Origin of the sequence: Rhizobium sp. TH135 (genome assembly GCF_002855515.1) — a bacterium.
Taxonomy (GTDB): domain Bacteria; phylum Pseudomonadota; class Alphaproteobacteria; order Rhizobiales; family Rhizobiaceae; genus Allorhizobium.
The window spans coordinates 705,569-730,943 of record NZ_PKRP01000001.1 but is presented as its reverse complement, the minus strand read 5'-3'; the positions used below and the strand labels follow the sequence as shown (position 1 = coordinate 730,943).

Here is a 25,375-nt window from a genome sequence, read left to right as displayed (position 1 = left end):
AAGGCGATCAAATAAAAATGTTAGGATATTGATTTTGCAGGTTCGGTTCGGTTTTCCGCCTCGCGGCGCTCCAGCCAGACTGTCGTGTCATTCCCTGCGATCCGGCTCGCTGCGACGACGTCGGCCCCGCTGAGCAGGGCGTTGATCAAGGCGCCGCTGAAGCTGTCGCCAGCGCCGATGGTGTCGGGAACAGAGACGGTGCGGTCGAGGGTTACGGTGTGCTCGATGCGCCCGTCGAAGATCGAGATGGCGGCCGGGCCATCGGTCATCACGAGGTGGGTGAGGCGTTCTGACGCGAGCCGTTGTGCCCGGCGCCACGCATCGGCCATTGAGACACCGGGTAAGTCCGCTTTGGAGCCGACCATGATGTCGGCGGCGCGGAGTTCGCCTTCACGCAGCGGAAATTGCGACACGACGAGTGGTGCGCTTTCGAGCGAGGCAAGGATCGTTTGCGGCAGCTTCGGTGCATTCACATAGAAGGCGTCGGCATGGACAGGCTCGTCGAGCAGAAAGGTGCGCGACAGACGCCGTTCACTCGACAGGATCGTGCGCTCGCCTGTGGGGTCAAGCAGGATGTCGGCGAACTCGGTCTCGCCGTCACGGCGGGCAATCAGGCGCGTGTCGAAGCCTGCAGCGTCGAGGTCGGCGAGCGCTGCCTCGCCATGGGCATCGCTCATCAGGTTCGAAAGCAGGGCCACATCGTGGCCAAGGTCGAGAAGGCGCCTGGCGGTAAAATATCCGCCGCCGCCGAGGCGGGTTTCCCGCGACGACCAGGCGATACGTCCTCCGGCACGAAGTGGCTCGGTCAGGCGCCAGATGCGGTCGTGATTGATGTGGCCGATGACGACGACCCGCTTGTTGCCGGACTTGGTCATTCGGCTTTTTCCTTTGGTGCCGGTCGGCTGGTCTCGCGCAGGATCAGTTCGATCGGCCAGAGCTCCCTGATGTCTGAAGGCTCGCGGCCTGCAAGCATTTCCAGCGCCAGGTCGGCAATGCGGGTGCCGGCAGCGCGGATCGAGGAACGGGTGGTCGACAGAGCGGGCACCATGTTCTCGGCTGTGAGATAGGGGAAGACATCGTCATGGGCGATCACCGAGATGTCCTGGCCGATGACCAGGTTTCTCGAACGGGCAGCACGGTAGACACCGAGCGCCGTCATCATCGAACCCGCAACAAAAGCCGTAGGCCGCGGACGCTCGTCCAGCATGGAGCAGGCGAAGCGGAAGCCGATCTCGTCGGTGAAGTCGCCATGGGTCACAAGCTTGGGGTCGAAGTCCAATCCGGAAGATGCGAGCGCCGCCTTGTAGCCAGCAAGCCGATGCAGCGTGAAGGTCAGGCCCTCCCGGCCATTCAGCAGCGCGATGCGCCGGTGGCCGAGATCCAACAAATGCTCTGTGCTGCGGCGGATCGCGCCTTCGTTGTCGATGTCCAGCCAGGCATGCGGCACATCGGTTTCCGAGCGACCATGCACGATGAAGGGCAGTTTCAGATGGTGGAGAAGGGCGATGCGCGGATCTCTGGGTCGCGGCGAATGGATGACAACGGCGTCGACCCGACGGCTCTCCGCCAGGCGCCGGTAGAGCTGGAGTTCATCTGATGTGTCGTGTTCGGTCATCGGCGTGATCAGGATGTCGATATCCTCGCCGCTCAGGCGCTCTGCCATGCCGCTCATGAATTCGGAGAACTGGTAGTCGCTGGCCCTGGTCATCACCACGCCGATTGCGCCCGCCCGTCCGGTCGCAAGACGCACTGCATTGATATTGGGCCGGTAGCCGAGGCGGGCGGCCTCTTCCATCACGCGCGCACGCGTCGCCTCGTTCACCTCGGGATAACCGCTGAGCGCGCGGCTCACCGTTGTCGGTGACAGTCCGATATGCTGGGCGAATTCCTTGAGCTTCATTCCTGTCGTCGAACCCCGGCGGGAACATCTCCGCTTTTGTCGGCTTATGTCATGCCATAGCGCATTCTGGCAATTGTTGGGAGGCAATGTCAAAGCGCTTCCAACCCGTTCGCGAAACGAAATCTCGTCTCTCGCCATTCGCTCTGAAAGGCGACTGGCAATCTCTGAGAAATCTGTTTGACCCTCCGCTGGGTAGCTGCAAAAGTGTCGGCCAAACCGCTTTCAAATTTTTCTTTTCATGCCCTAGTTTCGTTCCTATTCATTCCTATGTCTGACGGAACGATGGGCCTCGTCGAGGCTTTTCTTATCGCCGGTTGACTGGCGCTAACCAAGGAGAATTCAGATGACGATCAGAACGGTTGTCTGGGGTGAGAACATCCACGAACGCGAAAACGCGATTGTCCGGGACATCTATCCTGACGGTATGCATGCGACGATCGCCAGCGCCTTGAACAAGGATCCCGAGATCGAAGCCACGACTGCGACGCTGCAGGAGCCGGAGCACGGCCTTCCCGTCGATCGGTTGGCGGAGACCGACGTGCTCGTCTGGTGGGGACACAAGGCGCATGGCGAGGTCTCCGACGAGATCGTCGAGCGGGTTGCGAAGCGGGTCTGGGAAGGCATGGGGCTGCTCGTCCTGCATTCCGGCCATTTCGCGAAGCCCTTCAAGCGGCTTATGGGCACGCCCTGTGCCTTGAAGTGGCGTGAGGCGGGCGAGCGCGAGCGGATCTGGACGGTCAATCCCGGCCATCCGATCGCTGCCGGTATCCCTGAGAATTTCGTGCTGGAAAACGAAGAAATGTATGGCGAGTTCTTCTCCGTGCCGGAGCCGCTGGAGACCGTGTTCATCTCGTGGTTTGCCGGTGGCGAGGTATTTCGCTCAGGGCTGACCTGGCGCCGTGGAGCGGGCAATATCTTCTATTTCCGCCCTGGCCACGAGACCTATCCGACCTACCACGATGCCAATGTCCAGCAGGTCATCCGCAACGGGGTGAAGTGGGCCTATAATCCGATACCGCGTTACGCTGCTGTCCATGATGCGCCGAATGTCCCGGTCGAAGAGGCTCTGGAGCCGATCACCGAGCGCGGTCCACGTCTCCACCAGGCCGGTGAGGAAGGCTACAAATGAGCACTGCCCCCATTCGTCTTCTGGTGCTCGGCACCGGCGGCATGGCCAATACCCATGCGATGAATTTCTCGACGATATCTGACGTACAGCTTGTTGCTGCCGTCGATCTCGATATGGCCACCGTGCGCGCCTTTGCTGCCCGGCACAACATTCCCAATACCTTCACTTCCTTGGATGAGGCGATCGCCTGGGGTGAATTCGATGCCGTCACCAATGTCACGCCGGACAAGGTGCATTATCCGACGACGCTGAAGCTGCTTGCTGCCGGCAAGCATGTGATGTGCGAGAAGCCTCTGGCCGAAAACTATGCCAAGGCCGACGAGATGGCGACGGCGGCGGAAATGGCCGGCCTCGTCAACATGGTCAACCTCACCTATCGCAATGTCGCGCAGGTGCAGAAGGCGCGGCAGATGGTGCTGGGCGGCGAGATCGGCAAGGTGCGCCATATCGAGGCCTCCTACCTTCAGAGCTGGCTCGTTTCCAAGGCCTGGGGTGACTGGTCGACCGAGAGCCAGTGGCTCTGGCGGCTGTCGACCAAACACGGCTCGAACGGTGTGCTGGGCGATGTCGGCATCCATATCCTCGACTTCGTCGGATACGGCGCGGTAACCGAGATCGATCACGTCTTTGCCAGGATGAAGGCCTTCGAAAAGGCGCCGGGCAACAAGATCGGCGAATACGACCTCGATGCCAATGACAGCTTCACCATGACGGCCGAATTCACCAACGGGGCCATGGGCGTCATCCATGCGAGTCGTTGGGCGACCGGTCACTTGAATGAGCTGCGGCTCAGGGTGCATGGCGACAAGGGCGCGCTCGAAGTCATCCACGGCCTGGATGGTTCCAGCCTCCGGGCCTGCCTGCAGGAGGATGTCGAGAAGGCCGTTTGGCGGGAAATCGAGGTCGAGCCGGTTGAGACGAACTATCAGAAGTTCATTACCGCGATCCGCTCCGGCTACATGCAGGAGCCGAGCTTCCGGCATGCTGCGAACCTGCAGAAGATTCTCGATCTTGCCATGCTGACGGAAGTCGAGCGGCGCGAACTCGTCGTCTGATCCTTGTCTGCCCACAAACGAAAGCGCCGCCCGAGGAGGTTCGGGCGGCGCTTCCATTCTGCGTGACCTTGCGGCCACGCGGGAGCAGTTGATCGTCAGTAGGTGACGGTGACAGCAGACTTGTCCTTGGCCGACTTGACCGCGGCATCTGCGAGCGCAAGCGCGATCAGGCCGTCTTCGGCGGACGGCGCCATCGGCGTGCCGTTGTCGAGCGCGTCGATGAAAGCAGAGATTTCAGCGGCATAGGCTGCCGTGTAACGGGTCATGAAGAAGTCGTGCAGCGGCGGGCGGGTATAGCCGTCCTTGTTGGCGACTTCGATCGAGACAGGGCGCTGGTTTTCAGCCGAGACCGAGCCGAGCGAGCCGTGGACTTCGATGCGCTGGTCGTAGCCGTAGGATGCGCGGCGCGAGTTGGAGATGATCGCCTGGCGGCCGCTCTTCGTCGTCAGGATCAAGGACGCGCTGTCGTAGTCGCCGAGTTCGCCTATCTTGGGATCGACGAGAACGGAGGCCGAGGCCTGCACTGTTTCGATCTCTTCGCCGAGCAGGAAGCGGGCCATGTCGAAGTCGTGGATGGTCATGTCGCGGAAGATGCCGCCGGAGACCTTGATGTATTCGGCCGGCGGTGCGCCCGGATCGCGGCTGGTGATCGTCACCATCTCGACCTTGCCGATCGAGCCCTTGTCGATCTCCTTGCGCACGGCCTGGAAATGCGGGTCGAAGCGGCGGTTGAAGCCGAGCATGACCTTGCCGCCGACGGCGCGCACCGTCTCAAGGCAGGCTTTGGCGCGTGCGACATCCAGATCAATCGGCTTTTCGCAGAAGATTGCCTTGCCGGCCTTGGCGAAGCGCTCGATCAGGTCGGCATGGGTGTTGGTCGGCGTGCAGATGATGACGGCGTCGATGTCCTTGTCGGCCTCGATCTCCTCGATCGTCTTCACCGCGCAGCCGGTCTGGGCGGCGATGGCGTTTGCGGCGTCCGCAAAGGCATCGGCGACTGCGACGAGCTTCGCGCGCTTGTCTTCGGCAATGGCTTTCGCGTGGACCTTGCCGATGCGGCCGGCGCCCAGAAGTGCCAGTCTCGTGACCATGTTCATTTCCTCCCTGTCGCGCCTTGGTCTCTCGTCAAGAGGAGGCGATTGTGATGTCGTTGGGCGCTCCTGATGGAGGCGCCGGATGGATGTTCCATTTCACACTGGCAAATGCCATGTTTTGGAATATATGTTCTATTTTGCTAGATCGTGACACGGTTTCTGTCAAGCGTGACGATGTGTCCGGATGAGGGTAGGGGACGGCATGAGCGAGAACGGCGGACCGCAGACGATCAAGGAGTTCGAGGACCGGTTGCTGGAAGTCTCTGGCAGCCTGCCCAAGCGGCTGAAGCAATGCGCGGACTATGTTGCCGCCAACAAGGATCGCATTGCAGTCTCTACCGTCGCCGAGATGGCGGAAGGTGCGGGCGTGCAGCCATCGGCTTTCATGCGCTTTTGCCAGATCATGGGTTTTTCCGGCTTTTCGGAGATGCAGAAGCTGTTTCGTGAGAGCTTCGTCGGCGGCTGGCCGGACTATTCCACGCGTCTGCAGCACCTAAGAGAAAAGGCTGAAGGATCGCCCTCGGCGCTTCTTGCGGAATTTGTCGAGGCCGGGCGGCTTTCGCTCGAAAACCTGGTGAAAACCGTTGATCCTCAGGCCATGGAAGTGGCAGTCAAGCAGCTTTCCGAGGCGCGCATGATCCACATCATTGGCCTGCGCCGCTCCTTTCCTGTCGCAAGTTATATGGCCTATGCCTTCGAGAAGATGGGTGTGCCGGCCATGCTGCACAGCGTCGTCGGGCGGCTCGATAATCACCATGCGATCCAGGTCGGTGATGCTCTGCTTGCCGTGACATTCTCGCCCTATTCCGCCGAGACACTTGATCTGGTCGAGCAAGTGCGGGCGCGGGGCGTTCCGGTCGTGGCCGTCACCGATACCGTCGTCAGTCCGCTGCGGCGGATGGGTGCTACGCTTCTGTCGGTCTCCGAGGTCGATTTCGGTGCATTCCGCTCGCTATCTGCCACGCTCTGTCTCGCCATCACGCTCTCCGTTGCCGTCGGGACGGCGCGACAGGATGGCTGAACGTCCGTGTTGAAATTCTGAAAAATAGAATTTATAGTCCATTTCTAGATAGCGCCGTTCCAAATCGTGGAATGGTTTCGAGGCGGGGCGAAAGATCCCGCATCAAAGGGAGGACATCGCTTGGCTTTGCTCGATCTGATCACGATCGGTCGCTCGTCCGTGGACCTTTACGGGGCCCAGGTTGGCGGTCGGCTGGAGGATATGGCCTCCTTCAACAAATATATCGGTGGTTCGCCGACCAATATCGCGGCGGGCACTGCGCGGCTCGGTCTCAAGTCGGCGCTGATCACCCGCGTTGGTGACGAGCACATGGGTCGCTTCATTCGTGAGCAGCTGGTCCGCGAGGGCGTCGATGTCCGTGGCGTCAAGACGGACAAGGAGCGGCTGACGGCGCTCGTGCTGCTTGGCATTCGCGACGAACACCAGTTTCCACTGATCTTCTACCGCGAGAACTGCGCCGACATGGCGCTGTCGGAAGAAGATATCGATCCCGATTTCATTGCCCAGGCACGCTGCGTCTGCGCCACGGGCACGCATCTGTCGCATCCGCGCACGGAAGCTGCCGTCTTGAAGGGGCTGAAGATCGCCCGTGAGAAGGGCGGCCTCACGGCGCTCGACATCGACTATCGCCCGAACCTCTGGGGTCTTGCCGGTCACGGCGACGGCGAAAGCCGCTTCGTGGAGTCGGCGAAGGTGACTGAAAAGCTGCAGTCGACGCTGCATCTCTTCAACCTGATCGTCGGCACGGAAGAGGAATTCCACATTGCGGGCGGCTCGACCGATACGATCGAGGCGCTGAAGGCGGTTCGCAAGCTCTCGTCCGCGACGCTGGTCTGCAAGCGCGGGCCCATGGGCGCCGTCGTCTTTGACGGTGCGATCCCCGACAGTCTCGATGCCGGCCAGACCGGCCAGGGTTTTCCGATCGAAGTGTTCAACGTGCTCGGCGCTGGCGACGGCTTCATGTCGGGGCTGCTCAAAGGCTGGCTCACCGGCCAGGATTGGCCGACCAGCCTGAAGTTCGCCAATGCCTGCGGCGCCTTCGCCGTCTCCCGCCACGGCTGCACGCCGGCCTATCCGAGCTGGGAAGAGCTGCAGTATTTCTTCAAGACCGGCATCAAGAACAAGGCGCTGCGCAAGGATGAAGCGCTGGAGCAGGTCCACTGGTCGACCAACCGCAAGAATGACTGGTCGACCATGCGGGTCTTTGCCTTCGACCATCGCATGCAGCTTGAAGCCATGGCCAAGGATGCCGGTGTTGCGGACGACAAGATCGGTGCCTTCAAGAACCTCTGCCTTGATGCGGCGCTGAAGGTTTCCGGCGGCAATGCCGGGTACGGCCTGCTCTGCGACAGCCGTCTTGGTCGCGAGGCGCTCTATCGCGCTGCCGGCACCGGGCTCTGGATCGGTCGCCCGGTTGAATGGCCGGGCTCACGCCCGCTGACGCTGGAGCCGGAAATCGGCCCCGATTTCGGGGGCCTCGTCGAATGGCCGGTTGAGCATGTGGTCAAGGTGCTCTGCTTCTATCACCCCGATGATAGCGCAGAGATGAAGGCCGAGCAGGAAAAGACCGTGCAGCGGCTCTTCCATTCGGCCCGCCGCAACCGGCTGGAATTCCTGCTGGAGGTCATCCCCTCCAAGGTCGGCGCCTGCGATGACGAGACGACCGCCAAGATCATCGAGCGCTTCTACGAAATCGGCGTCTATCCCGACTGGTGGAAACTGGAGCCGATGAAGACCACGGCGTCCTGGGCCAATGCCTGCAATGCGATCGAGCGCAACGACCCGAACACGCGCGGCATCGTGGTCCTCGGCCTGGATGCGCCGCAGGCGGAGCTTGAGGAGAGCTTCCAGCTTGCTGCCGGCTTCGATCTGGTCAAAGGTTTCGCCGTCGGCCGCACCATCTTTGGGGACGCGGCCCGCAAGTGGCTCGCCGGCAGCATCAATGACGCCCAGGCCGTGGAGGACATGGCGGCCCGTTACCAGAGCCTCTGCGCGATCTGGGATGAGGCACGCCAAAAGGCGGTTTCCGCCAAGGGAGGAAAAGCATGAAGACGATCCGGCTGACCGCTGCCCAAGCGATGGTGCGTTACCTCGCCAACCAGCTTAACGAGGATGGCGTTCCCTATATCGCAGGCGTTTGGGCGATCTTCGGTCACGGCAATGTCGCCGGCATCGGCGAGGCGCTCTACGGCATCCGCGAGGAACTGCCGACCTATCGTGGCCAGAACGAGCAGTCGATGGCGCATGCCGCGATCGCCTATGCCAAGCAGCTCGGTCGTCGCCGCGCCATGGCGGTGACCTCGTCCATCGGCCCCGGCGCGCTCAACATGGTGACGGCTGCGGCCCTCGCGCATGTCAATCGTCTGCCGGTGCTCTTCGTGCCCGGCGATGTTTTTGCCAATCGCGGACCGGATCCGGTCCTGCAGCAGATCGAGGATTTCGGCGACGGCACGATGTCGGCGAATGAGTGCTTCCGCCCTGTCTCGCGCTATTTCGACCGCATCATGCGGCCGGAGCAGCTTCTGACCGCTTTGCCGCGCGCCATGCGCACGCTGACCGATCCCGCCGATTGCGGCCCCGTCACGCTTGCCTTTTGCCAGGATGTCCAGGCCGAGGCCTATGACTATCCGGAGAGCTTCTTTGCCAAAAAGACATGGCGCTTCCGTCGTCCGGAGCCCGATGTCGTGGAATTCGAAGCGGCGGTCGCGGCACTCAAGGCTGCGAAACACCCTGTGATCGTCGCCGGTGGTGGCGTGCATTTCTCCGGTGCCACGGACACGCTGAAGGCCTTCGTCGAGAAACACCAGATCCCCGTCGTCGAGACGCAGGCCGGCAAGTCGGCACTGGCTTGGGACCATGGCCTGAATTTCGGCCCTGTCGGCGTCACCGGTGCCGAAAGCGCCAATGTCGTTTCGGAAAAGGCCGATCTCGTGATCGGCGTCGGCACGCGTTTCCAGGATTTCACGACTGGCTCCTGGGCGCTGTTCAAGAATCCGAACCGGAAGATCCTGGCGCTGAACGTCCAGCCATACGACAGCGCCAAGCATGATGCGATCCCGCTGGTGGCGGATGCCAAGATCGGCCTTGAAAAGCTCTCGGCGGCGCTGGGCGATCACAAGTTCGCCGCACCGGATGGCGGCCTCAAGGCCTCGTGGTTCGCCAAGGCGGATGCCGTCACGGCAGCGCCTGTCGACAGCAATGCGCTGCCGACGGACATGCAGGTGATTGGCGCTGTGCAGCGCGCCTCGCGCGACAATACCGTCGTCATGTGCGCCGCCGGCACCATGCCGGGCGAGCTGCATCAGCTTTGGAAGTCGAAGCTGCCGCTCTCCTATCACATGGAATACGGCTTCTCCTGCATGGGTTATGAGATCGCCGGCGGTCTCGGCATCAAGATGGCCGAACCGGATCGTGACGTTATCGTTATGGTCGGCGACGGCTCCTACATGATGATGAATTCGGAGCTTGCAACGGCTGTCGGCATGGGCGTGAAGATCACGCTCGTGATCACCGATAACCGCGGTTACGGCTGCATCAACCGGCTGCAGATGGGCACCGGCGGGGCGCAGTTCAACAATCTCTATGCCCATACGAATGTCAGCCCGATGGCGATCGATTTCGCGGCACATGCGGCGTCGATGGGTGCGCGGTCGCACAAGGTATCGTCCATTGCAGAGCTGGAAACAGCGCTCGACGCCGCCCGGGAGGCGACCGAAACGACTGTCATCGTCATCGATACCGATCCTTATCCGACCACCGGGGCCGGCGGCTACTGGTGGGATGTCGCGGTGCCGGAAGTCTCGGCCCGCGCCGAAGTCAATCAAGCCCGCGTTGCCTATGAAGCGGCTCTGAAGGAAAGAACCTGATCATGATCCTTTTCGGAACCAACCCGATCGCCTGGTCGAACGATGACGACCGCCGCCTCGGCGCCCATATCAGCCTCGAACAGTGCCTGGACGAGACCGCCAAGATCGGTTTCGACGGCATCGAGAAGGGCCACAAGCTGCCGACCGATCCGGCCGGATTGAAGTCGGTGCTGGAGCCGCGCGGCCTGAAATTCGTGTCCGGCTGGCATTCGCTCAACCTGCTCACCAACTCGATCGAGGAAGAAAAGGCCGCCATGCAGCCCTTCCTCGATGTGCTCAAAGCCATGGACTGCAAGGTCATCATCGTCTGCGAAACCTCGAACGCCATCCATGGCGCCGATGACACGGCACTTGCCGATCGTCCGGTTCTGTCCGATGCCGATTGGGCAAAGTTCGGCGCCGGCGTTGAGGCGCTGGCCGAATTCTCCGCTTCGCAGGGCATCTCGCTCGTCTACCACCATCACATGGGCACGGTTGTCGAAACCGAAGCCGAGATCGACAAGCTGATGGAGCATACCGGCCCGCATGCCAAGTTGCTGCTCGATACCGGCCATTGCTATTTCGGCGGCGGCAATCCGGAAGCGGTCGCGAAGAAATACATGGCGCGCGTCGGCCATATCCACGCAAAGAATGTTCGTCCCGTGATCGCTGATCAGGTGCGCATGCAAAAGCTTTCCTTCCTCGAAGGCGTGCGTCGTGGCGTGTTCACCGTACCCGGTGATGCCGAAGGCGGCGTGAATTTTACGCCGGTGCTGAAGATCGCGGCCGAGCATGGTTATGAGGGCTGGATCGTCATCGAAGCCGAGCAGGATCCGGACGTGCGCAATCCCTTCGAGTATCAGAGCCTCGGCCTGAAATCGCTCAAGGGTTTTGCCAAGGAAGCCGGCCTTATCTGATATTGAAGCCGGGGCGGGGGCTTAATCTCCGCCCCGTGTTTTGACAGCACACGGATTTGGGCTCTATTGCAGGCGACCCATTCACAAGACTCCCGGGAGCAAAGCCTTGAAGTTCCAGATCCTTGATCCGACCCATCCCTTCTTCAAACCGCTGTGGCGCCGCATTCTCTGTGTGGTGCTGCCGCTGGCCTGGGCGGGGGTGGAGTATGGGAACGGCGCCACCGGCTGGGCGATGGTCTTCATCGTCTCCGGTCTCTATGCGGGCTACGAGCTGCTGTTCATGTACGACCACACGATGAAAAAGGCCGAAGCCAAGGCTGAGGCCGAGCGGGCGAGGATTGCGGCAGAGGCCGAACGCTCCGACGCCGACTGAGCATACAAACACGGGAGACGAGGAATGGCCGATCTGTTGCGCAAGCCTACGGGCACATCCGGCAAGGTGCACGACATTACCCCCGCCAGCGCCGGCTGGGGTTATGTCGGTTTTGGGCTTTACCGCCTGAAGGCCGGCGAGAGCGCCGCAGAGCCAACGGGTGAGACGGAGGTCATTCTCGTTCTCGTCGAGGGCAAGGCCGATATCTCCGGTGGTGGCAAGGAGTTTGGCGAACTCGGCGACCGGATGTCCGTGTTCGAGAAAACGCCGCCGCATTGCGTCTATGTGCCGGCGGGCGCCGACTGGTCAGCGGTCGCCACGACTGACTGCGTGCTCGCCATCTGCACCGCACCCGCGATGCCGGGTCGCGAGGCACAGCAGATCGGGCCGGAGGGCATTTCGCTTGTCGAGCGCGGCAAGCGCGCCAATACACGGCACATCTATCCGATCGCCATGGAAGACCGGGATGTCGCCGACAGCTTGCTGGTGACGGAAGTCTTCACGCCTTCGGGCAACTGGTCGTCCTATCCGCCGCACCGGCATGACGAGGACAATTTCCCCGAGATGACCTATCTAGAGGAGACCTATTACCACCGCCTCAATCCGGCCCAGGGCTTCGGCTTCCAGCGTGTTTTCACCGAAGACGGCTCGCTCGACGAGACCATGGCAGTGTCGGATGGCGACGTGGTGCTGGTACCGAAGGGGCATCACCCCTGCGGCGTGCCGCATGGCTACGAGATGTATTATCTCAACGTGATGGCTGGCCCCTTGCGCAAATGGCGCTTCCAGAACCATCCGGATCACGACTGGATCTATCAGCGCGACAACGGCTGAGTTTGCTTGAGGCGGTACTTGCGCCGCCTTCACGAATATGTTTGCCAGGCCGGGAAAAATCCGGCCGTCCATCCGGTGCGTAGTGGTTTGCACAATGCCAATGATGGAGACGCCAATCATGCCGAAGCTCACTTTCGCCCTTGTCGGGCTCGCCATGAGCCTGCTGCCGACCGCCGGTCAGGCGGCGGACAAGTTCACGTTCGAAGACTATTTCAACGGTCGCACGGAAGCGGTCGGCTCGTTCAGTGCCATTAACGGCGTGAAGCGGACCTTTACGGTCGATCTGACCGGAAACTGGGATGGTAAGACGCTGACGCTGCGGGAGGACTTTGTCTTCGACGACGGCACCAAGGATCGCAAGACCTGGCGCTTCACCAAGACGGGGCCGACCACCTATAGCGGTACCCGCGAGGATGTGATCGGCGAAACGACCGTGCGGCTGAATGGTGCCGTCGCCCGCTTCAACTATCTCGTCTATCTCAGCCCGGAAACGCAGGGCAACAAGGTCCGCTTCTGGGACAAGATGGTGCTGCGTGAAGATGGGACGGTGCTGAATACGGCTCTTGTCACCAAGTTCGGCATCCCGGTTGCCAAGACCACCGTCGAGTTCCGCAAGCCGGGCTATTCGCACAAAACGGCGAGCCGCTAAGGCTCACGCCCTTGGTGTCTCCAGCCAGCGGTCGATGCCGCTGGCGGCGGCGATGCCGGTCGCAAAGCAGGCGGTCAGCAGATAGCCGCCCGTTGGCGCTTCCCAATCGAGCATTTCGCCTGCCACGAAGGTGCCCGGGCGCGATGTCAGCATGAATCTCTCGTCAATCGCGTCGAGTGCCACGCCGCCTGCCGTCGAGATCGCCTCGGCGATGGGACGGGCCCTCCGAACGAGGAGGGGCAGGGCCTTGATCAGGCTTGCCAGCCCGACTGCATTAAGCTGGTTGGCATCGGGGTTCACTTCCCGCAGGAGAGCAATCTTCGCGCCGTCGAGATTGGCGGCCTTTTTCAATCGTGTCGAAAAACTTGCTTTGCGATCCTGACGCGCGAGGTCTGCGACGAGCTTTTCCTCCGTCCGGCCCGGTGTGAGATCCAGAGTGAGTGCTGCATGGCCATCCCGGTTAAGCGCATCTCGAAGCGCTGCCGAGTGCGCGTAGATCAGACTGCCTTCAACGCCGCCCTTGCTGATGACGAATTCACCCTGAGTGGTGCCGGCTCCCGAGGTGGCCTTCACTGATTTGATCGGCTGACCGGAGAAGCGGGTGTCGAAACTTTCGGAAAAATCGCAATCAAAGCCGCAATTGGCCGGGCGGAGCGGTGTGACATCGACGCCTTCGGCTTCCAGCACTGGCACCCAAGCGGCATCTGACCCGAGCTTCGGCCAGCTTGCGCCGCCGAGTGCGAGGAGCGTTGCGTTGGCGGTGACGTGCTTCTGACCCTCCGGAGTTTCGAAAAGCAGGGTCTTTCCGTCAAATCCCGTCCAGCGATGGCGGGTGAGGATGGTCACGCCCATGCCTTCCAGCCGTTTCAGCCAGGCGCGCAGCAGCGGCGACGCTTTCATCACCTTTGGGAAGACACGGCCGGAAGAGCCGACGAAGGTTTCCGTGCCGAGCCCGGCTGCCCAGACCAGTATGGCCTCCGGCGTCGTCAGGTCAAGCACGGGGCGCAACCGGTCGTTCGCCGCGCCATAGCGGGTGACGAAGCGCGCATAGTCCTCGGCATGGGTGATGTTGAGGCCGGACTTCCCGGCGAGCAGGAACTTGCGGCCCACCGTCGGCATGGCGTCGTAGACGGTCACAGCATGGCCTTTGCCGGCGAGATGTTCCGCCGCCATCAGGCCCGCCGGGCCGCCGCCGATGATCGCCACGCTCTTCATCATCCGTGATCAGTCCAGCTTGAAGGTCGAGAGACGATCGACCAGACCTTCGATCGTCGCGCTGTAGGCATTGGCGAATGCGAAGCGCAGGTAGTTCTGGCAGTCGTCGCCGAAATAGGCGCCGGGAATGCAGAGCACGCCCGCCTTCTTTGCCAGTCTTTCTGCAACATGGGCGGAGTCCTGGCCTGCAAAGGGATGGCGGATGAAGGCGAAATAGGCGCCGAGCGAATCCATCTTCCAGGCGGGGAGTTTGGCCATCACGCCTTTCAGGGTTTCGGCTCGGTGCAAGATCTCGATGCGGTTGTCCTCGCGCCACGCTTTCAGCGCCGGAATCGCCTTGGCGACGGCTGCCTGCGGTGCGCGGGGGGCGCAGATCTGCAGGTTGTCCATGACCTTGGCGATTTCCGAGACGGCGCGCGGGCCGGCCGTGATTGCGCCGAGGCGATGGCCGGGGATGCAGAACGACTTGGAGAAGGAGTAGAGCAGGATGAGGTTCTCTTCCCAGCCTTCGACTGAGAGCAGATCATGCGGGCGGCCTTCGCCGGAGAGAAAGTCGCGATAGGTTTCATCGAGGATAAGGAAAGCGCCGGCCTTGCGGCAGGCGTCGAAGGCCTGGCGCAGCAGGTCCGCCGGATAGATGGCGCCGGTCGGGTTGTTGGGCGAGACCAGCGCCACGGCCTTGACGCCCTTCGCCAGAGCCGCCTCGATGCCTTCGATAGTGGGCACAAATCCGGTGGCCGGATCAAGCGGGATCAACTCGCGGCGAATGCCCATCATCGCCAGCGTGGTTTCCTGGTTGAAGTAGAAGGGATCCGTCAGCGCCACCGCATCGCCGCTCCCCGCAATCGCTGAGACTGTTGCCATGAAGGCCTGATTACAGCCGGCGGTGATGTGAATGTTCTCGGCCGTAACCGGCGCGCCATAAACGGCAGAAACCTCCGCCGCATAGGCCTCGCGCAGCGGTGCTTCGCCTTCGATCGGCCCGTAGCCGGCATTCGCCCGAGCGGAAGCGGCTTCCGCCAGCCAGGCGAAGAGATCGGGATGCGGCGGATAGCCGGGCACGGCCTGGCTCAAGTCGATCATCGGGCCCGCCGCTCCGTCATAGGCGCGCGCCCAGGCAAAGACGGAAGGCACGGGTGGAGCCGAGAGATCTGCAACGAGCGGATTGAAGGGGGCGGCGGGCATGGCAGGTTCCTCGGTCTGTTGTCAGCTCTCTTCCAAGAGCTGGGCAGCGGTGTTTGAATTGCGCTTGCGGGTCGATGGCAGGCCTCGTCCCGAAGGGCGGCTTGCCGGGCGCGGCTGGGCGGCGCGCTCGGTTTCGATCATGTCGAAGATCCAGTCGATGAAGACCTTAGCGATCGGGGCCGCGCGCACGTCGTTACGGGCGGCAACATAAAAGGCGTCAGGTGCTGGCACTGCGAGATCGAAGGGGATCACGAGTTCGCCGGCGGCAATCAGGCTGGACGCCGTGATGCTGTCACCGAGCGCCACGCCCTGGCCGAAACGGGCAGCTTCGGTCGAGAGCCTGGCATCACCCATGAAGTGTTCGCGCGCCTTCGGCATGTCCAACTGATCAGCTGCAGCAAGCCAGCTGCGCCATTCGCGGCCGTCGTCGCCATGCAGCAGCACGTGGTCGTGGAGATCGCGAACCGAGCGCAGGGGGCGCGTATTAAGCAGCGTTGGGCTGACAACGGGGAAGAGGTCGAAGGTGCTCCAGAGCCGTGTCCAGCAATCCTTCCAGCCGCCCGCACCATAGAGGATCGCAATGTCGATGTCGGGGGAGTAGATGAGGTTCGGATCGTTGCTTGAGGTCAACGTCAGGCAGATCTCGGGATAGCGATCGACGAAGGAGCCGAGGCGGGGCACGAGCCAAAGCGAGAGTAGCGCTGGCACGCAGGAGATGCGCAGGCTGCCGCTGGTCGAAGGGCGGTTCATCAGCGCGGTTGCCGCAGCAATCCCATCAAAGGCCTGGGTGACGGCCGGCAGGAGAAGCGCGCCCTGCGGCGTCAGTTTCAGCCGCTTGCCCCCGCGCTCGAAAAGCGCCGTCTTCAGCGTTTCTTCAAGGCTGCGGATCTGATGCGATATCGCGCCATGGGTCACGCTCAATTCCCGCGCGGCAGCCGAGATCGATCCACGGCGAGCGGCGGCCTCGAAGGCGCGAAGGGGGTTGAGCGGGGGCAGGCGGCTTGCCATTGATGGTTCAGGATCCGTGAATTTTTCTCACATCGAATGCTATAACATCGTGAATTGATTTTCCAAGTCCGTTGCGGGTTAATGCTCACAATAAAGGCAGGCACGGATCGTGCCGCAAAAATGGACGATGGCTTGATCATCGTTCACAAACAGGGAACGAGACATGACCTTCGACGAAAAGCGTCTGGCGGCACTGCGCGAGAAATACGGAGCCGACAAGGCCGGCGAGATCTTCGATCCGAAGTTTGCCAAGGTCGGCGAGAAGATCTTCTCGAACGGTACGCGCGCTGCCCCCTACGCTGGCGTGCCGACTTTCGTGTCCGCGCCCTATCGCCAGGTTGATCAGCGCAACCCTGAAGTCAGCGATCTTGATGTCGCGATTGTCGGCGTTCCCATGGATCTCGGCGTCACCAATCGCCCCGGCTCGCGCTTCGGGCCTCGCGCCTTGCGGGCGATCGATCGCATCGGTCCTTACAACCATGTTCTCGAATGCGCCCCGGTCTTCGATCTCAAGGTCGCCGATATCGGGGATGTGCCGTTTTCCAGCCGCTACCGGCTGGAGATGAGCCATGACGACATCGAGGCCTATCATACGAAGCTGGTCGCTCAAGGCGTTCTGCCGCTTTCCGTTGGCGGTGACCATTCGATCACCCATCCGATCATGAAGGCGATTGCCAAGAAGCATGGCCCTGTCGGCATGATCCATATCGACGCCCATTGCGACACCGGCGGCGCTTTCGACCAGACGAAGTTCCACCATGGCGGCCCGTTCCGGAATGCCGTACTCGACGGCGTGCTCGACCCGGTCCGGACGATCCAGATCGGCATTCGCGGGCCGGCCGAATATCTCTGGGAGTTCTCATACGAGTCCGGCATGACCGTCATTCACGCTGAGGAGATCAATGGTCTCGGCATTGCGGCAATCATCGAAAAGGCCAAGGCCGTGATCGGTGACGGTCCGACCTATCTCTCCTTCGACATCGACAGTCTCGATCCGAGCGTAGCGCCCGGTACCGGCACACCAGAGGTGGGTGGTCTCACGTCGCGCGAGGCGCTGGAACTGATCCGCGGCTTCAAGGGCATCAATCTGATCGGCGGCGATGTGGTCGAAGTCGCGCCGCAATATGACGCGAACCACAATACCGCACATGTCGGCGCACAAATCCTCTTCGAAATCCTTAGCCTGATGGTCTACAGTCCGGCCATCAAGGCCCGCTGAGGGCTGATATCCCGGACGGCCCATGTCGTCCGGCAACCGATGCAGACGAACGGGCGAAAACGCCTCAACCACAACAAGGGAACAGGACCATGAAAGACATTCTCTCCACTTCCGTCAGCCGCCGCGGCGTGCTCGCCGGCTCGGCCGCCGTTGCCGGCGCTCTTGCCATGCCGTCGATCCTGCGCGCCCAGGACAAGTCGATCAAGATCGGCGTCTATGGCGGCTACTTCAAGGATTCGTTCGACAAGAACATCTTCCCTGAGTTCACCAAGGCAACCGGCATTGCCGTCGAATCCATCGCCGAGCCGACCGGTGAAGCCTGGCTCGTGCAGCTGGAACAGGCCGCCAAGGCCGGCCAGGCACCGGCTGACCTTTCGATGATGTCGCAGGTCGCGATGCTTAAAGGTCAGGCGACCGAGCTCTGGGCGCCGATCGACATGGCGAAGATCACGAACGCCTCGGGCCTGATCGACCGCTTCGTCAACAAGTATCCTGACAGACGCGTCGCCGGCGTCGGTGCAGTTGCCTGGTACATCACGCTCGTCACCAACACCGATGTCTACAAGGACGCTCCGACCTCCTGGGAAGCGCTGTGGGATCCGGCAAATGCCGACAAGCTCGGCCTGCTCGCGCTCGTGTCCAATTCCTTCCTGCTGGAAGTGACTGCCAAGACCTATATGGGGGGCACCAATGCGCTCGATACGGAAGAGGGTATCCTGAAGGCACTGGAGAAGCTTGCGGAAGTGAAGCCGAACGTGCGCCTCTGGTATCGTGACGAAGCCCAGTTCGAGCAGTCGCTGAAGTCGGGCGAAATTCCGATGGGCCAGTATTACCACGACGTCACGGGCCTTGCCGCTGCCGACGGCCAGCCGGTTCGCTCGACCTTCCCGAAGGAAGGCGGCATTCAGGACTCGGGTTGCTGGGCTCTGTCACGCGCTTCTGCTAAGACCGAGGAAGCACATGTCTTCATCGACTACATGTGCCAACCGTCGATCCAGGCGACCCTGTCGCGCAAGGTCGGCACGGCCCCGACGGTCAAGCGCGAACTGCTCGACCTGACGGATGCCGAATTCGCCTCGGTTTCCTCCGATATCGAGCCTATCACGCCGCGTTATGATCTCTACCAGACCAAGTCGGACTGGCTGAACCAGAAGTGGACCGAGCTGATCGTCGGTTGATTTTACTGGGCATTTCTTGCCCCTCATCCGCCTGCCGGCACCTTTTCCCCGCAGGCGGGGAGAAGGAGACACGCGGCTAACTCTGTGCCAACTTCTCCTCTCCTCGCTTGCGGGGAGAGGGTAGGGTGAGGGGCAAAGCCCCAACCTCAAACGCGTGCCGCGCCTCATGGGGCTGCTCAGCGCTTGCAAGACAATTCGGGCGTGAGATGCTATTGCCGCGCCAAAGGGCTTTGAGCCTACACCATTTGATTTCGGAGACATGATGTCCGGCCTCGCCCTCAATTCCATCACCAAGCAGTTCGGTCCGTTCACGGCGGTCGACAATGTCGAGCTTTCCGTGCCGCACGGCACCTTTGTCTGCCTGCTCGGTCCCTCCGGCTGCGGCAAGACCACGCTGCTTCGGATGATTGCCGGGCTCGACAGCCCGACCGGGGGCGCGATCGTGCTGGATGACAAGGACATCACCCAGGTGCCGACGCATAAGCGGGATCTCGGCATGGTCTTCCAGTCGCTGGCGCTTTTCCCCCATCTGACTGTCGGCGAAAACATCGCCTATCCCTTGCGTATCCGCGGTATCGGTCGCGAGGAGCAGGTGAAGCGCGTCGACGAGCTGCTCGCGATGATCCACCTCAACGGTTACGCCGACCGACCGGTGCATAAGCTCTCCGGCGGCCAGCGGCAGCGTGTGGCGATTGCCCGGGCGCTCGCCATCTCGCCGAAGCTTTTCCTGCTCGACGAGCCGCTGTCTGCGCTCGATGCCAAGCTGCGCGAGGCGATGCAGGTGGAGCTGCGGAAGCTGCAGCAGCAGCTCGGCATCACCACCATCGTCGTAACCCATGACCAGCGCGAGGCGATGACCATGGCCGATACGGTTGTCGTCATGAATGGCGGCAAGATCCGCCAGGCGGCGAGCCCGATCGAGATCTATCGCAAGCCGGCCGATCGTTTTGTTGCCGACTTCATCGGATCGACCAACCTCCTGCCGCTGACAGGGCAGGGCGGTTCCACGCTGGTTCTCGGCCAGACCGTCGCCGGCATTTCAGCGCCGTCTGGGCAGGCCACGGCCAGCGTGTCTGTACGCCCCGAAGACCTAAAGCTCGCGGCCCCCGGCGAAGGCCGCATTACCGGCAAGGTCACCTTCATCCGCGATCTCGGCGGTACGATCGAGACCTTCCTCGATGTCGCCGGAACCGAAGTCGTTGCCGTCTCGACGCCGCGTGAGAGACCTGTCGTCACCGTCGGTCAGGATGTCGGTATCGTCATCGATCCTGACACTGCCGTGGTGCTGTCAGCATGAGACGCGAGCCCCCGAAAACGGCGCTCGACTATGCGCCGCTTGCCTTTCCCGCGGGCATGCTGATCCTGTTCTTCGTCGTGCCCTTTGCGACGATGATCGCCGTCTCCTTCTTCAAGCGCGACCCGACAGGCTTCTATTCGCCGGATTTCGTCTTCGAAAATTACGCCCGCTTCCTCTCGTTCTTCTTCGGGGGCGTGCTCGGCTTCTCTCTGATGCTGGCGATTGCAGTCGCGGTGGTCTGCGTGACTCTGGCGCTGCCCTTCACCTATCTGCTTGCGCGCATGTCGCGCAAAGCGCAGGTGCTGTGGCTGGTCGCGCTCCTCTCCATCCTGTCGCTCTCGGAAGTCATCATCGGCTTTGCCTGGTCGACGCTGTTTTCGCGCACCGCCGGCATCACCAACCTGCTTGTGATGATCGGCTTGATGGAAAAGCCTGTCGCGCTGATGCCTAATTTCGGCGCGGTGCTGACCGGCATGGCCTATCAGGCGCTGCCCTATACCGTGCTTGTGCTCTATCCCGCTCTCGTTAGGCTCGACCCGACTCTCACGGAAGCCGCGCGCACGCTCGGAGCCTCGCCGATCAAGGCTTTCTTCACGGTGGTCGTGCCGGCGCTGCGCAACACGCTGATCGCCACGCTGATCATGGTCTTCATCTTCGCGCTCGGTTCTTATCTGCTGCCGCAGATCCTCGGTCGTCCCTCGCACTGGACGCTGTCGGTGCTGATTACCGACCAGGCGATCTACCAGTCCAACATGCCGTTCGCGGCCGCCATGGCCGTGTTCCTCGTGCTGGTCACGCTCGGCATGGTGGCGCTGACGCTGCTGATCGGTCGTAAGGGAGAGACGGCATGAACAAGGCTCTGACCCGTCTCTACTTCACCCTCATCGGCATCTTTCTCTCCGCGCCCATCGTCGTGGTCGCCGGCGTCTCGGTGAACGCCAAGCAGAGCCTCAACTTCCCGCCGCAGGGCTTTTCGTTGTCGTGGTACGGCGCGATCTTCACCGATCCCGGCTGGCGTGCGGCCTTGTTTGCCTCCGTTATCCTCGCGCTCTGTGCAGCTGCTCTTGCGGTTGCCATCGCGCTGCCGCTTGCCTGGTTCCTCTGGCGGCGTCTTGCCCCCTGGGCGCAAGTGTTCCAGTTGCTGGGCATTGCGCCGTTCACGCTGCCGCCCGTCATTACGGCGCTCGGACTTCTCACCTTCTGGGCAGCGACCGGCTTCTATGGTCAGCCATGGACGGCGGTCATCAGCCACGCGATCTTCTTCGTGACGCTGCCGCTGGTGACGCTGTCGCTCGGTTTTTCGGCGATTGACCGTTCGCTGGTCGAAGCGGCTGCCACCATGGGGGCCGATGACCGGACGATCTTCCGCACGGTCGTGCTGCCGCTGATCGCGCCCTATCTCGTGTCGGGCTATGCCTTCGCGTTCGTGCTCTCGCTCAACGAATACATCGTCGCCTATATGACGGTCGGTTTCGTGATGGAGACGCTGCCGATCAAGATCTTCAATGCGCTGCGCTACGGCTATACGCCGGTCATGGCTTCTGTGACGATCCTGTTCGTGGCGATCGCGGCCATCATCTTTGGCCTCGTTGCCCGCTTCGGCGATCTGCCGAAGCTGCTCGGGGCGAATGCCGACGACCGCAGCTGATGAATGGCGTCAGCGGTGATCTTCGAGGATCATCGCGGCCGCCTTTTCGGCAATCATCAGGGTCGGGGAATTGGTGTTGCCCGAGGTGATCGTCGGCATCACCGAGGCATCGGCGATACGCAGGCCCTTTAAGACCCGCAGCCTCAGTCGTGGATCAACGACGCTGTCCGCATCCGCCCCCATGCGGCAGGTGCCGACGGGATGGAAGATCGTCGTGCCGATATCGCCGGCGGCCTTTTCCAATTCGGCATCGCTTTCGAGCGCTGAGCTGGGGCGATACTCCTCCGGCTGATAGCGGGCAAACGCAGGCTGCGCGGCAATCTGGCGGGTCAGCCGGATCGAGCGGACGGCAACGTCGCGGTCGCCAGGCGTCGAGAGATAGTTCGGCGCGATCTTCGGCTGAGCGGCGAAGTCCGGTCCGGATATGTGCACCGAGCCCCGGCTTTCGGGTCGCAGATTGCAGACACTCGCCGTCATCGCCGGGAAGGGGTGAACGGGGTCGCCGAACTTGTCGAGCGAGACCGGCTGGACATGATATTCGAGGTCGGCGGTTTCCTTGTCCGGGCCGGAGCGGGTGAAGATGCCGAGCTGGCTCGGCGCCATGGACATCGGCCCCGAGCGGCGCCAAGCATATTCCAGCCCGATCATCGCCTTGCCGAGGAGGCTCGACGCGCGCTCGTTGAGGGTCGGCACGCCCTTGACCTTGAAGATGAGGCGGAGCTGCAGGTGATCCTGCAGGTTTTCTCCGACGGCGGGCACCTCGCAGACGGTCTTAATCCCTGCATTTTGCAAGACATCGCCGCGGCCGATGCCGGAGAGCTCAAGGATTTGCGGCGAGCCGATGGCCCCGGCAGACAGCACCACCTCGCGGCGGGCGGTAAAGCGCTTCAATTCGCCGTCGTGATGCACCTCGGCGCCGGTCACGCGGTCCCCCTCTATCGTCAACCGCTTCACATGGGCGCGGGTGAGGATGGTCAGGTTCTTGCGATGCCGGATCGGCTTCAGAAAGGCTTTCGCCGTGTTCCAGCGGATGCCGGAACGCTGGTTGACCTCGAAGAAGCCGGAGCCTTCGTTGTCGCCGCGATTGAAGTCGTCGGTTTCCGGAATGCCAGCCTGTTTGGCCGCCTCGCGAAAGGCTTCCAGCACGTCCCAGCGAAGCCTCGCCTTTTCCACCCGCCATTCGCCGCCGGCGCCATGCTTGTCGTCGGCTCCCCGGTGGAAGTCTTCCGTCTTTTTGAAGAGGGGCAGCACATCATCCCAGCCCCAGCCCTCGCAGCCCATCTGGCGCCACTGGTCGTAGTCACGCGCCTGGCCGCGCATGTAGATCATGCCGTTGATCGAGGAGCAGCCGCCGAGCACCTTGCCGCGCGGATAACCGATCGCGCGGCCGTTCAGGCCCGACTCGGCTTCCGTCTTGAAGCACCAGTCGGTGCGCGGGTTGTTGATGCAGTAGAGATAGCCGACCGGGATATGGATCCAGTGATAGTTGTCGCTGCCGCCGGCTTCCAGAAGCAGCACACGGCGTGACGGATCGGCGGAGAGCCGGTTGGCCAGCAGGCAGCCGGCGGTGCCGGCGCCGATGACGATGTAATCGTAGGTCTCCATGCTCCTCCCCGAGCCGTCAGCCTCAACTGTTTCGCAGGCGACCCTCAAGCAGGTCAAGCACGGAGCGGGCGGCATCCATGACATTGGTGCCCGGACCGAAGACGGCGGAGACGCCGCTTTCGAGCAGGAAGTCGTAATCCTGGCGCGGGATGACACCGCCGACGACCACGATCACATCGTTTGCGCCCTTGGCCTTCAGCGCTTCGACCAGCTGCGGGGCGAGCGTCTTGTGGCCGGCGGCGAGCGAGGACAAACCGACGACCTGGACCTTGTTGATGACGGCGAGATCCGCGGCCTCGTCCGGTGTCTGGAAGAGGGGCCCGGCGACGACATCGAAGCCGATATCGCCAAAGGCCGACGCAATCACCTTGGCGCCACGGTCATGGCCATCCTGGCCGAGCTTGGCGATCAGGATGCGCGGCTTGGACGCCGCCTTGCCGTAGTCCTTGAGGCGGGTCGAAAGCGTCTCCATTTCCGGATCGCCTTCATAGGCCTTGCCATAGATGTCATGCACGACCTCGGGCACAGCGACATGATCGCCGAAGACGGCGCGCATGGCATCCGAGATTTCGCCGACTGTGGCCCGGGCGCGGGCGGCATCGACAGCGGCTTCGAGGATGTTGCCTTGGCCTGTCTTGGCGACTTCGGTCAGCCTCGCAAGCGTTTCGCTGACCCGCTTCGAGTCGCGCAGGCGGCGCGTCTGCTCGATACGCTTGATCTGCGACAGGCGGACGGCTGTGTTGTCGATCTGGAGGATGTCGATCGGCTCCTCGTTTTCGAGGCGGTACTTGTTGACGCCGACGATCACTTCCTCGGCGCGGTCGACGGCGGCCTGGCGACGGGTCGCGGCCTCCTCGATGAGGCGCTTCGGCAGGCCGTCATCGACCGCTTTGGTCATGCCGCCCAGCCGTTCGATCTCCTCGATCAGGGCCCAAGCCTTTTCTGCCATGTCATTGGTCAGGCTCTCGATATAATAGGAGCCGGCGAGCGGATCGACGACCTTGGTCACGCCGGTTTCGTGCTGCAGGATCAGCTGCGTGTTGCGGGCAATGCGGGCGGAAAATTCCGTCGGCAGCGCAATTGCCTCGTCGAAGGAATTGGTGTGCAGCGACTGCGTGCCGCCAAGCACCGCCGACATCGCCTCAAACGCAGTGCGGACGATGTTGTTGTAGGGGTCCTGTTCGGCCAGCGACACGCCCGAGGTCTGGCAATGGGTGCGCAGCATCAGGGAGGACGCCTTCTTCGGCTCGAATTCCTGCATGATGCGGGTCCACAGCAGGCGGGCGGCGCGCAGTTTCGCGGCCTCCATGAAGAAGTTCATCCCGATCGCAAAGAAGAAGGACAGGCGGCCGGCAAACTCGTCGACGTTCAGGCCCTTGGCGATGGCGGCACGGACATATTCGCGACCATCGGCCAGCGTGAATGCCAGCTCCTGCACCAGCGTCGCGCCCGCCTCCTGCATGTGATAGCCGGAGATCGAGATCGAGTTGAACTTCGGCATCTCTTTCGCCGTGTATTCGATGATGTCGGCGATGATCCGCATCGAGGGTTCGGGCGGGTAGATATAGGTGTTACGGACCATGAACTCCTTGAGGATGTCGTTCTGGATGGTCCCAGACAGTTTTTCGCGCGATACGCCTTGCTCCTCACCCGTAACAATAAAGTTCGCCAGGATCGGGATGACGGCGCCATTCATGGTCATCGATACCGAGATGTCCTGCAACGGAATGCCGTCGAACAGGATCTTCATATCCTCAACGCTGTCGATCGCCACACCCGCCTTGCCGACATCGCCCTCGACGCGGGGATGATCCGAGTCATAGCCGCGGTGGGTTGCAAGGTCGAAGGCGACGGAGACGCCCTGCTGGCCGGCCAGAAGCGCCTTGCGGTAGAAGGCATTGCTCTCTTCCGCCGTCGAGAAGCCGGCATATTGCCGGATCGTCCAGGGCCGGCCGGCATACATGGTGGCACGCGGTCCGCGCACGAAAGGGGCGAAGCCCGGCAGGCTATCGAGATGGTCGATGCCAGCGATATCGTTGGCCGTATAGAGCGGCTTTACCGGAATGCCCTCCGGGGTCTCCCAGACGAGGCTATCCGCCGGACGCTTCAGTTCCTTCTCGGCAAGCGACTGCCAGTCGGCGATGGTTTTCTTGGTCATCCGGTCTTCTCCCTGCCCCGCATGGACTGCGGGCCGACAATTGGT

The 25,375-nt window shown here is 62.2% G+C and carries 22 protein-coding genes; 14 read left to right on the top strand and 8 right to left on the bottom strand.

What is annotated here, in order from left to right:
• Positions 1–20 precede the first annotated feature (20 nt).
• Positions 21–875, bottom strand: a complete 855-nt coding sequence (locus C0V73_RS03510; protein ID WP_102018577.1) for a PfkB family carbohydrate kinase — start codon at positions 873–875, stop codon at positions 21–23.
• Complete coding sequence (locus C0V73_RS03505) at positions 872–1,900, bottom strand: substrate-binding domain-containing protein (protein WP_102018576.1); 1,029 nt, start codon at positions 1,898–1,900, stop codon at positions 872–874. The genes C0V73_RS03510 and C0V73_RS03505 overlap by 4 nt, the downstream gene beginning before the upstream one ends.
• A 343-nt stretch (positions 1,901–2,243) precedes the next feature.
• On the opposite strand from C0V73_RS03505, the gene C0V73_RS03500 reads away from it, so the two are divergent.
• Together C0V73_RS03500 and C0V73_RS03495 are read left to right on the top strand one after the other, a co-directional pair.
• Positions 2,244–3,029 carry a ThuA domain-containing protein gene (locus C0V73_RS03500; RefSeq protein WP_102018575.1) on the top strand — a complete coding sequence of 262 codons (786 nt, stop codon included), beginning with the start codon at positions 2,244–2,246 and terminating at the stop codon, positions 3,027–3,029.
• Positions 3,026–4,084: a Gfo/Idh/MocA family oxidoreductase gene (locus tag C0V73_RS03495; protein ID WP_172449995.1), complete on the top strand. Its 1,059-nt coding sequence runs from the start codon at positions 3,026–3,028 to the stop codon at positions 4,082–4,084. Before C0V73_RS03500 ends, C0V73_RS03495 begins: the two co-directional genes overlap by 4 nt.
• A gap of 95 nt (positions 4,085–4,179) precedes the next feature.
• On the opposite strand, the gene iolG is transcribed toward C0V73_RS03495, so the two are convergent.
• Complete coding sequence (gene iolG / locus C0V73_RS03490; protein ID WP_102018574.1) at positions 4,180–5,175, bottom strand: inositol 2-dehydrogenase; 996 nt, start codon at positions 5,173–5,175, stop codon at positions 4,180–4,182.
• Between the two features lie 205 nt (positions 5,176–5,380).
• Here iolG and C0V73_RS03485 point away from each other — a divergent pair, with 205 nt between their 5' ends.
• The 7 genes from C0V73_RS03485 to C0V73_RS03455 all read left to right on the top strand — a co-directional run bounded on the left by C0V73_RS03485 (position 5,381) and on the right by C0V73_RS03455 (position 12,817).
• Positions 5,381–6,199 (top strand): MurR/RpiR family transcriptional regulator, encoded by an 819-nt coding sequence (locus tag C0V73_RS03485; RefSeq protein WP_102018573.1) that lies wholly within the window; start codon positions 5,381–5,383, stop codon positions 6,197–6,199.
• Positions 6,200–6,319: 120 nt separating this feature from the next.
• On the top strand, positions 6,320–8,248 hold the full coding sequence (gene iolC / locus C0V73_RS03480) for a 5-dehydro-2-deoxygluconokinase (RefSeq protein ID WP_102018572.1): 1,929 nt from the start codon (positions 6,320–6,322) through the stop codon (positions 8,246–8,248).
• A complete protein-coding gene (gene iolD / locus C0V73_RS03475; RefSeq protein ID WP_102018571.1) occupies positions 8,245–10,065 on the top strand; it encodes a 3D-(3,5/4)-trihydroxycyclohexane-1,2-dione acylhydrolase (decyclizing) in 1,821 nt (606 codons plus the stop codon). The genes iolC and iolD overlap by 4 nt, the downstream gene beginning before the upstream one ends.
• A gap of 2 nt (positions 10,066–10,067) precedes the next feature.
• A complete protein-coding gene (gene iolE / locus C0V73_RS03470) occupies positions 10,068–10,961 on the top strand; it encodes a myo-inosose-2 dehydratase (RefSeq protein ID WP_102018570.1) in 894 nt (297 codons plus the stop codon).
• 106 nt (positions 10,962–11,067) lie between these two features.
• Positions 11,068–11,334: a hypothetical protein gene (locus tag C0V73_RS03465; protein WP_102018569.1), complete on the top strand. Its 267-nt coding sequence runs from the start codon at positions 11,068–11,070 to the stop codon at positions 11,332–11,334.
• Between the two features lie 24 nt (positions 11,335–11,358).
• Complete coding sequence (gene iolB, locus C0V73_RS03460) at positions 11,359–12,168, top strand: 5-deoxy-glucuronate isomerase (protein WP_102018568.1); 810 nt, start codon at positions 11,359–11,361, stop codon at positions 12,166–12,168.
• 118 nt (positions 12,169–12,286) lie between these two features.
• Positions 12,287–12,817 (top strand): DUF3833 family protein, encoded by a 531-nt coding sequence (locus tag C0V73_RS03455; RefSeq protein ID WP_172449993.1) that lies wholly within the window; start codon positions 12,287–12,289, stop codon positions 12,815–12,817.
• Positions 12,818–12,820: 3 nt separating this feature from the next.
• Here the strand turns inward: C0V73_RS03455 and C0V73_RS03450 are convergent, their stop codons facing one another.
• The 3 genes from C0V73_RS03450 to C0V73_RS03440 are packed head-to-tail and all read right to left on the bottom strand — an operon-like array spanning position 12,821 to position 16,225.
• A complete protein-coding gene (locus C0V73_RS03450) occupies positions 12,821–14,035 on the bottom strand; it encodes a TIGR03862 family flavoprotein (protein ID WP_102018566.1) in 1,215 nt (404 codons plus the stop codon).
• A 6-nt stretch (positions 14,036–14,041) separates the two neighbouring features.
• The gene (locus tag C0V73_RS03445) at positions 14,042–15,217 is read right to left on the bottom strand and encodes an aminotransferase (RefSeq protein ID WP_102018565.1); all 1,176 of its coding nucleotides are present in this window, start codon (positions 15,215–15,217) and stop codon (positions 14,042–14,044) included.
• Positions 15,218–15,238: 21 nt separating this feature from the next.
• Complete coding sequence (locus C0V73_RS03440; protein WP_102018564.1) at positions 15,239–16,225, bottom strand: LysR substrate-binding domain-containing protein; 987 nt, start codon at positions 16,223–16,225, stop codon at positions 15,239–15,241.
• Positions 16,226–16,388: 163 nt separating this feature from the next.
• Between C0V73_RS03440 and speB the strand changes: the two genes are divergently transcribed.
• From speB to C0V73_RS03415, 5 genes are all read left to right on the top strand, one after another.
• The gene (gene speB, locus C0V73_RS03435; protein WP_102018563.1) at positions 16,389–17,444 is read left to right on the top strand and encodes an agmatinase; all 1,056 of its coding nucleotides are present in this window, start codon (positions 16,389–16,391) and stop codon (positions 17,442–17,444) included.
• A 167-nt stretch (positions 17,445–17,611) separates the two neighbouring features.
• Positions 17,612–18,622 carry an ABC transporter substrate-binding protein gene (locus tag C0V73_RS03430; RefSeq protein ID WP_245407880.1) on the top strand — a complete coding sequence of 337 codons (1,011 nt, stop codon included), beginning with the start codon at positions 17,612–17,614 and terminating at the stop codon, positions 18,620–18,622.
• A 262-nt stretch (positions 18,623–18,884) separates the two neighbouring features.
• Positions 18,885–19,919 (top strand): ABC transporter ATP-binding protein, encoded by a 1,035-nt coding sequence (locus C0V73_RS03425; protein WP_102018561.1) that lies wholly within the window; start codon positions 18,885–18,887, stop codon positions 19,917–19,919.
• Entirely contained in the window at positions 19,916–20,770 is an 855-nt protein-coding gene (locus C0V73_RS03420; RefSeq protein WP_102018560.1) for an ABC transporter permease, read from the top strand. Before C0V73_RS03425 ends, C0V73_RS03420 begins: the two co-directional genes overlap by 4 nt.
• Positions 20,767–21,567 carry an ABC transporter permease gene (locus tag C0V73_RS03415; RefSeq protein WP_102018559.1) on the top strand — a complete coding sequence of 267 codons (801 nt, stop codon included), beginning with the start codon at positions 20,767–20,769 and terminating at the stop codon, positions 21,565–21,567. The genes C0V73_RS03420 and C0V73_RS03415 overlap by 4 nt, the downstream gene beginning before the upstream one ends.
• Before the next feature lie 9 nt (positions 21,568–21,576).
• Here C0V73_RS03415 and C0V73_RS03410 read toward each other — a convergent pair whose 3' ends face one another.
• On the bottom strand, positions 21,577–23,172 hold the full coding sequence (locus C0V73_RS03410; RefSeq protein WP_102018558.1) for a GMC family oxidoreductase: 1,596 nt from the start codon (positions 23,170–23,172) through the stop codon (positions 21,577–21,579).
• Positions 23,173–23,194: 22 nt separating this feature from the next.
• Entirely contained in the window at positions 23,195–25,330 is a 2,136-nt protein-coding gene (gene scpA / locus C0V73_RS03405; RefSeq protein ID WP_102018557.1) for a methylmalonyl-CoA mutase, read from the bottom strand.
• Positions 25,331–25,375 lie beyond the last annotated feature (45 nt).

What these genes read in the sequence shown, in the direction of transcription:
- C0V73_RS03500 (WP_102018575.1), top strand. Translation starts at nt 2,244, where the DNA reads ATGACGATCAGAACGGTTGTCTGGGGTGAGAACATCCACGAACGCGAA.
- C0V73_RS03425 (WP_102018561.1), top strand. Translation starts at nt 18,885, where the DNA reads ATGTCCGGCCTCGCCCTCAATTCCATCACCAAGCAGTTCGGTCCGTTC.
- C0V73_RS03440 (WP_102018564.1), bottom strand. Translation starts at nt 16,225, where the DNA reads ATGGCAAGCCGCCTGCCCCCGCTCAACCCCCTTCGCGCCTTCGAGGCC.
- iolE (WP_102018570.1), top strand. Translation starts at nt 10,068, where the DNA reads ATGATCCTTTTCGGAACCAACCCGATCGCCTGGTCGAACGATGACGAC.
- iolD (WP_102018571.1), top strand. Translation starts at nt 8,245, where the DNA reads ATGAAGACGATCCGGCTGACCGCTGCCCAAGCGATGGTGCGTTACCTC.
- iolG (WP_102018574.1), bottom strand. Translation starts at nt 5,175, where the DNA reads ATGGTCACGAGACTGGCACTTCTGGGCGCCGGCCGCATCGGCAAGGTC.
- C0V73_RS03415 (WP_102018559.1), top strand. Translation starts at nt 20,767, where the DNA reads ATGAACAAGGCTCTGACCCGTCTCTACTTCACCCTCATCGGCATCTTT.
- C0V73_RS03485 (WP_102018573.1), top strand. Translation starts at nt 5,381, where the DNA reads ATGAGCGAGAACGGCGGACCGCAGACGATCAAGGAGTTCGAGGACCGG.
- C0V73_RS03445 (WP_102018565.1), bottom strand. Translation starts at nt 15,217, where the DNA reads ATGCCCGCCGCCCCCTTCAATCCGCTCGTTGCAGATCTCTCGGCTCCA.
- C0V73_RS03510 (WP_102018577.1), bottom strand. Translation starts at nt 875, where the DNA reads ATGACCAAGTCCGGCAACAAGCGGGTCGTCGTCATCGGCCACATCAAT.
- scpA (WP_102018557.1), bottom strand. Translation starts at nt 25,330, where the DNA reads ATGACCAAGAAAACCATCGCCGACTGGCAGTCGCTTGCCGAGAAGGAA.
- C0V73_RS03450 (WP_102018566.1), bottom strand. Translation starts at nt 14,035, where the DNA reads ATGATGAAGAGCGTGGCGATCATCGGCGGCGGCCCGGCGGGCCTGATG.
- C0V73_RS03420 (WP_102018560.1), top strand. Translation starts at nt 19,916, where the DNA reads ATGAGACGCGAGCCCCCGAAAACGGCGCTCGACTATGCGCCGCTTGCC.
- iolB (WP_102018568.1), top strand. Translation starts at nt 11,359, where the DNA reads ATGGCCGATCTGTTGCGCAAGCCTACGGGCACATCCGGCAAGGTGCAC.
- speB (WP_102018563.1), top strand. Translation starts at nt 16,389, where the DNA reads ATGACCTTCGACGAAAAGCGTCTGGCGGCACTGCGCGAGAAATACGGA.
- C0V73_RS03455 (WP_172449993.1), top strand. Translation starts at nt 12,287, where the DNA reads ATGCCGAAGCTCACTTTCGCCCTTGTCGGGCTCGCCATGAGCCTGCTG.
- C0V73_RS03430 (WP_245407880.1), top strand. Translation starts at nt 17,612, where the DNA reads ATGCCGTCGATCCTGCGCGCCCAGGACAAGTCGATCAAGATCGGCGTC.
- C0V73_RS03505 (WP_102018576.1), bottom strand. Translation starts at nt 1,900, where the DNA reads ATGAAGCTCAAGGAATTCGCCCAGCATATCGGACTGTCACCGACAACG.
- C0V73_RS03410 (WP_102018558.1), bottom strand. Translation starts at nt 23,172, where the DNA reads ATGGAGACCTACGATTACATCGTCATCGGCGCCGGCACCGCCGGCTGC.
- C0V73_RS03495 (WP_172449995.1), top strand. Translation starts at nt 3,026, where the DNA reads ATGAGCACTGCCCCCATTCGTCTTCTGGTGCTCGGCACCGGCGGCATG.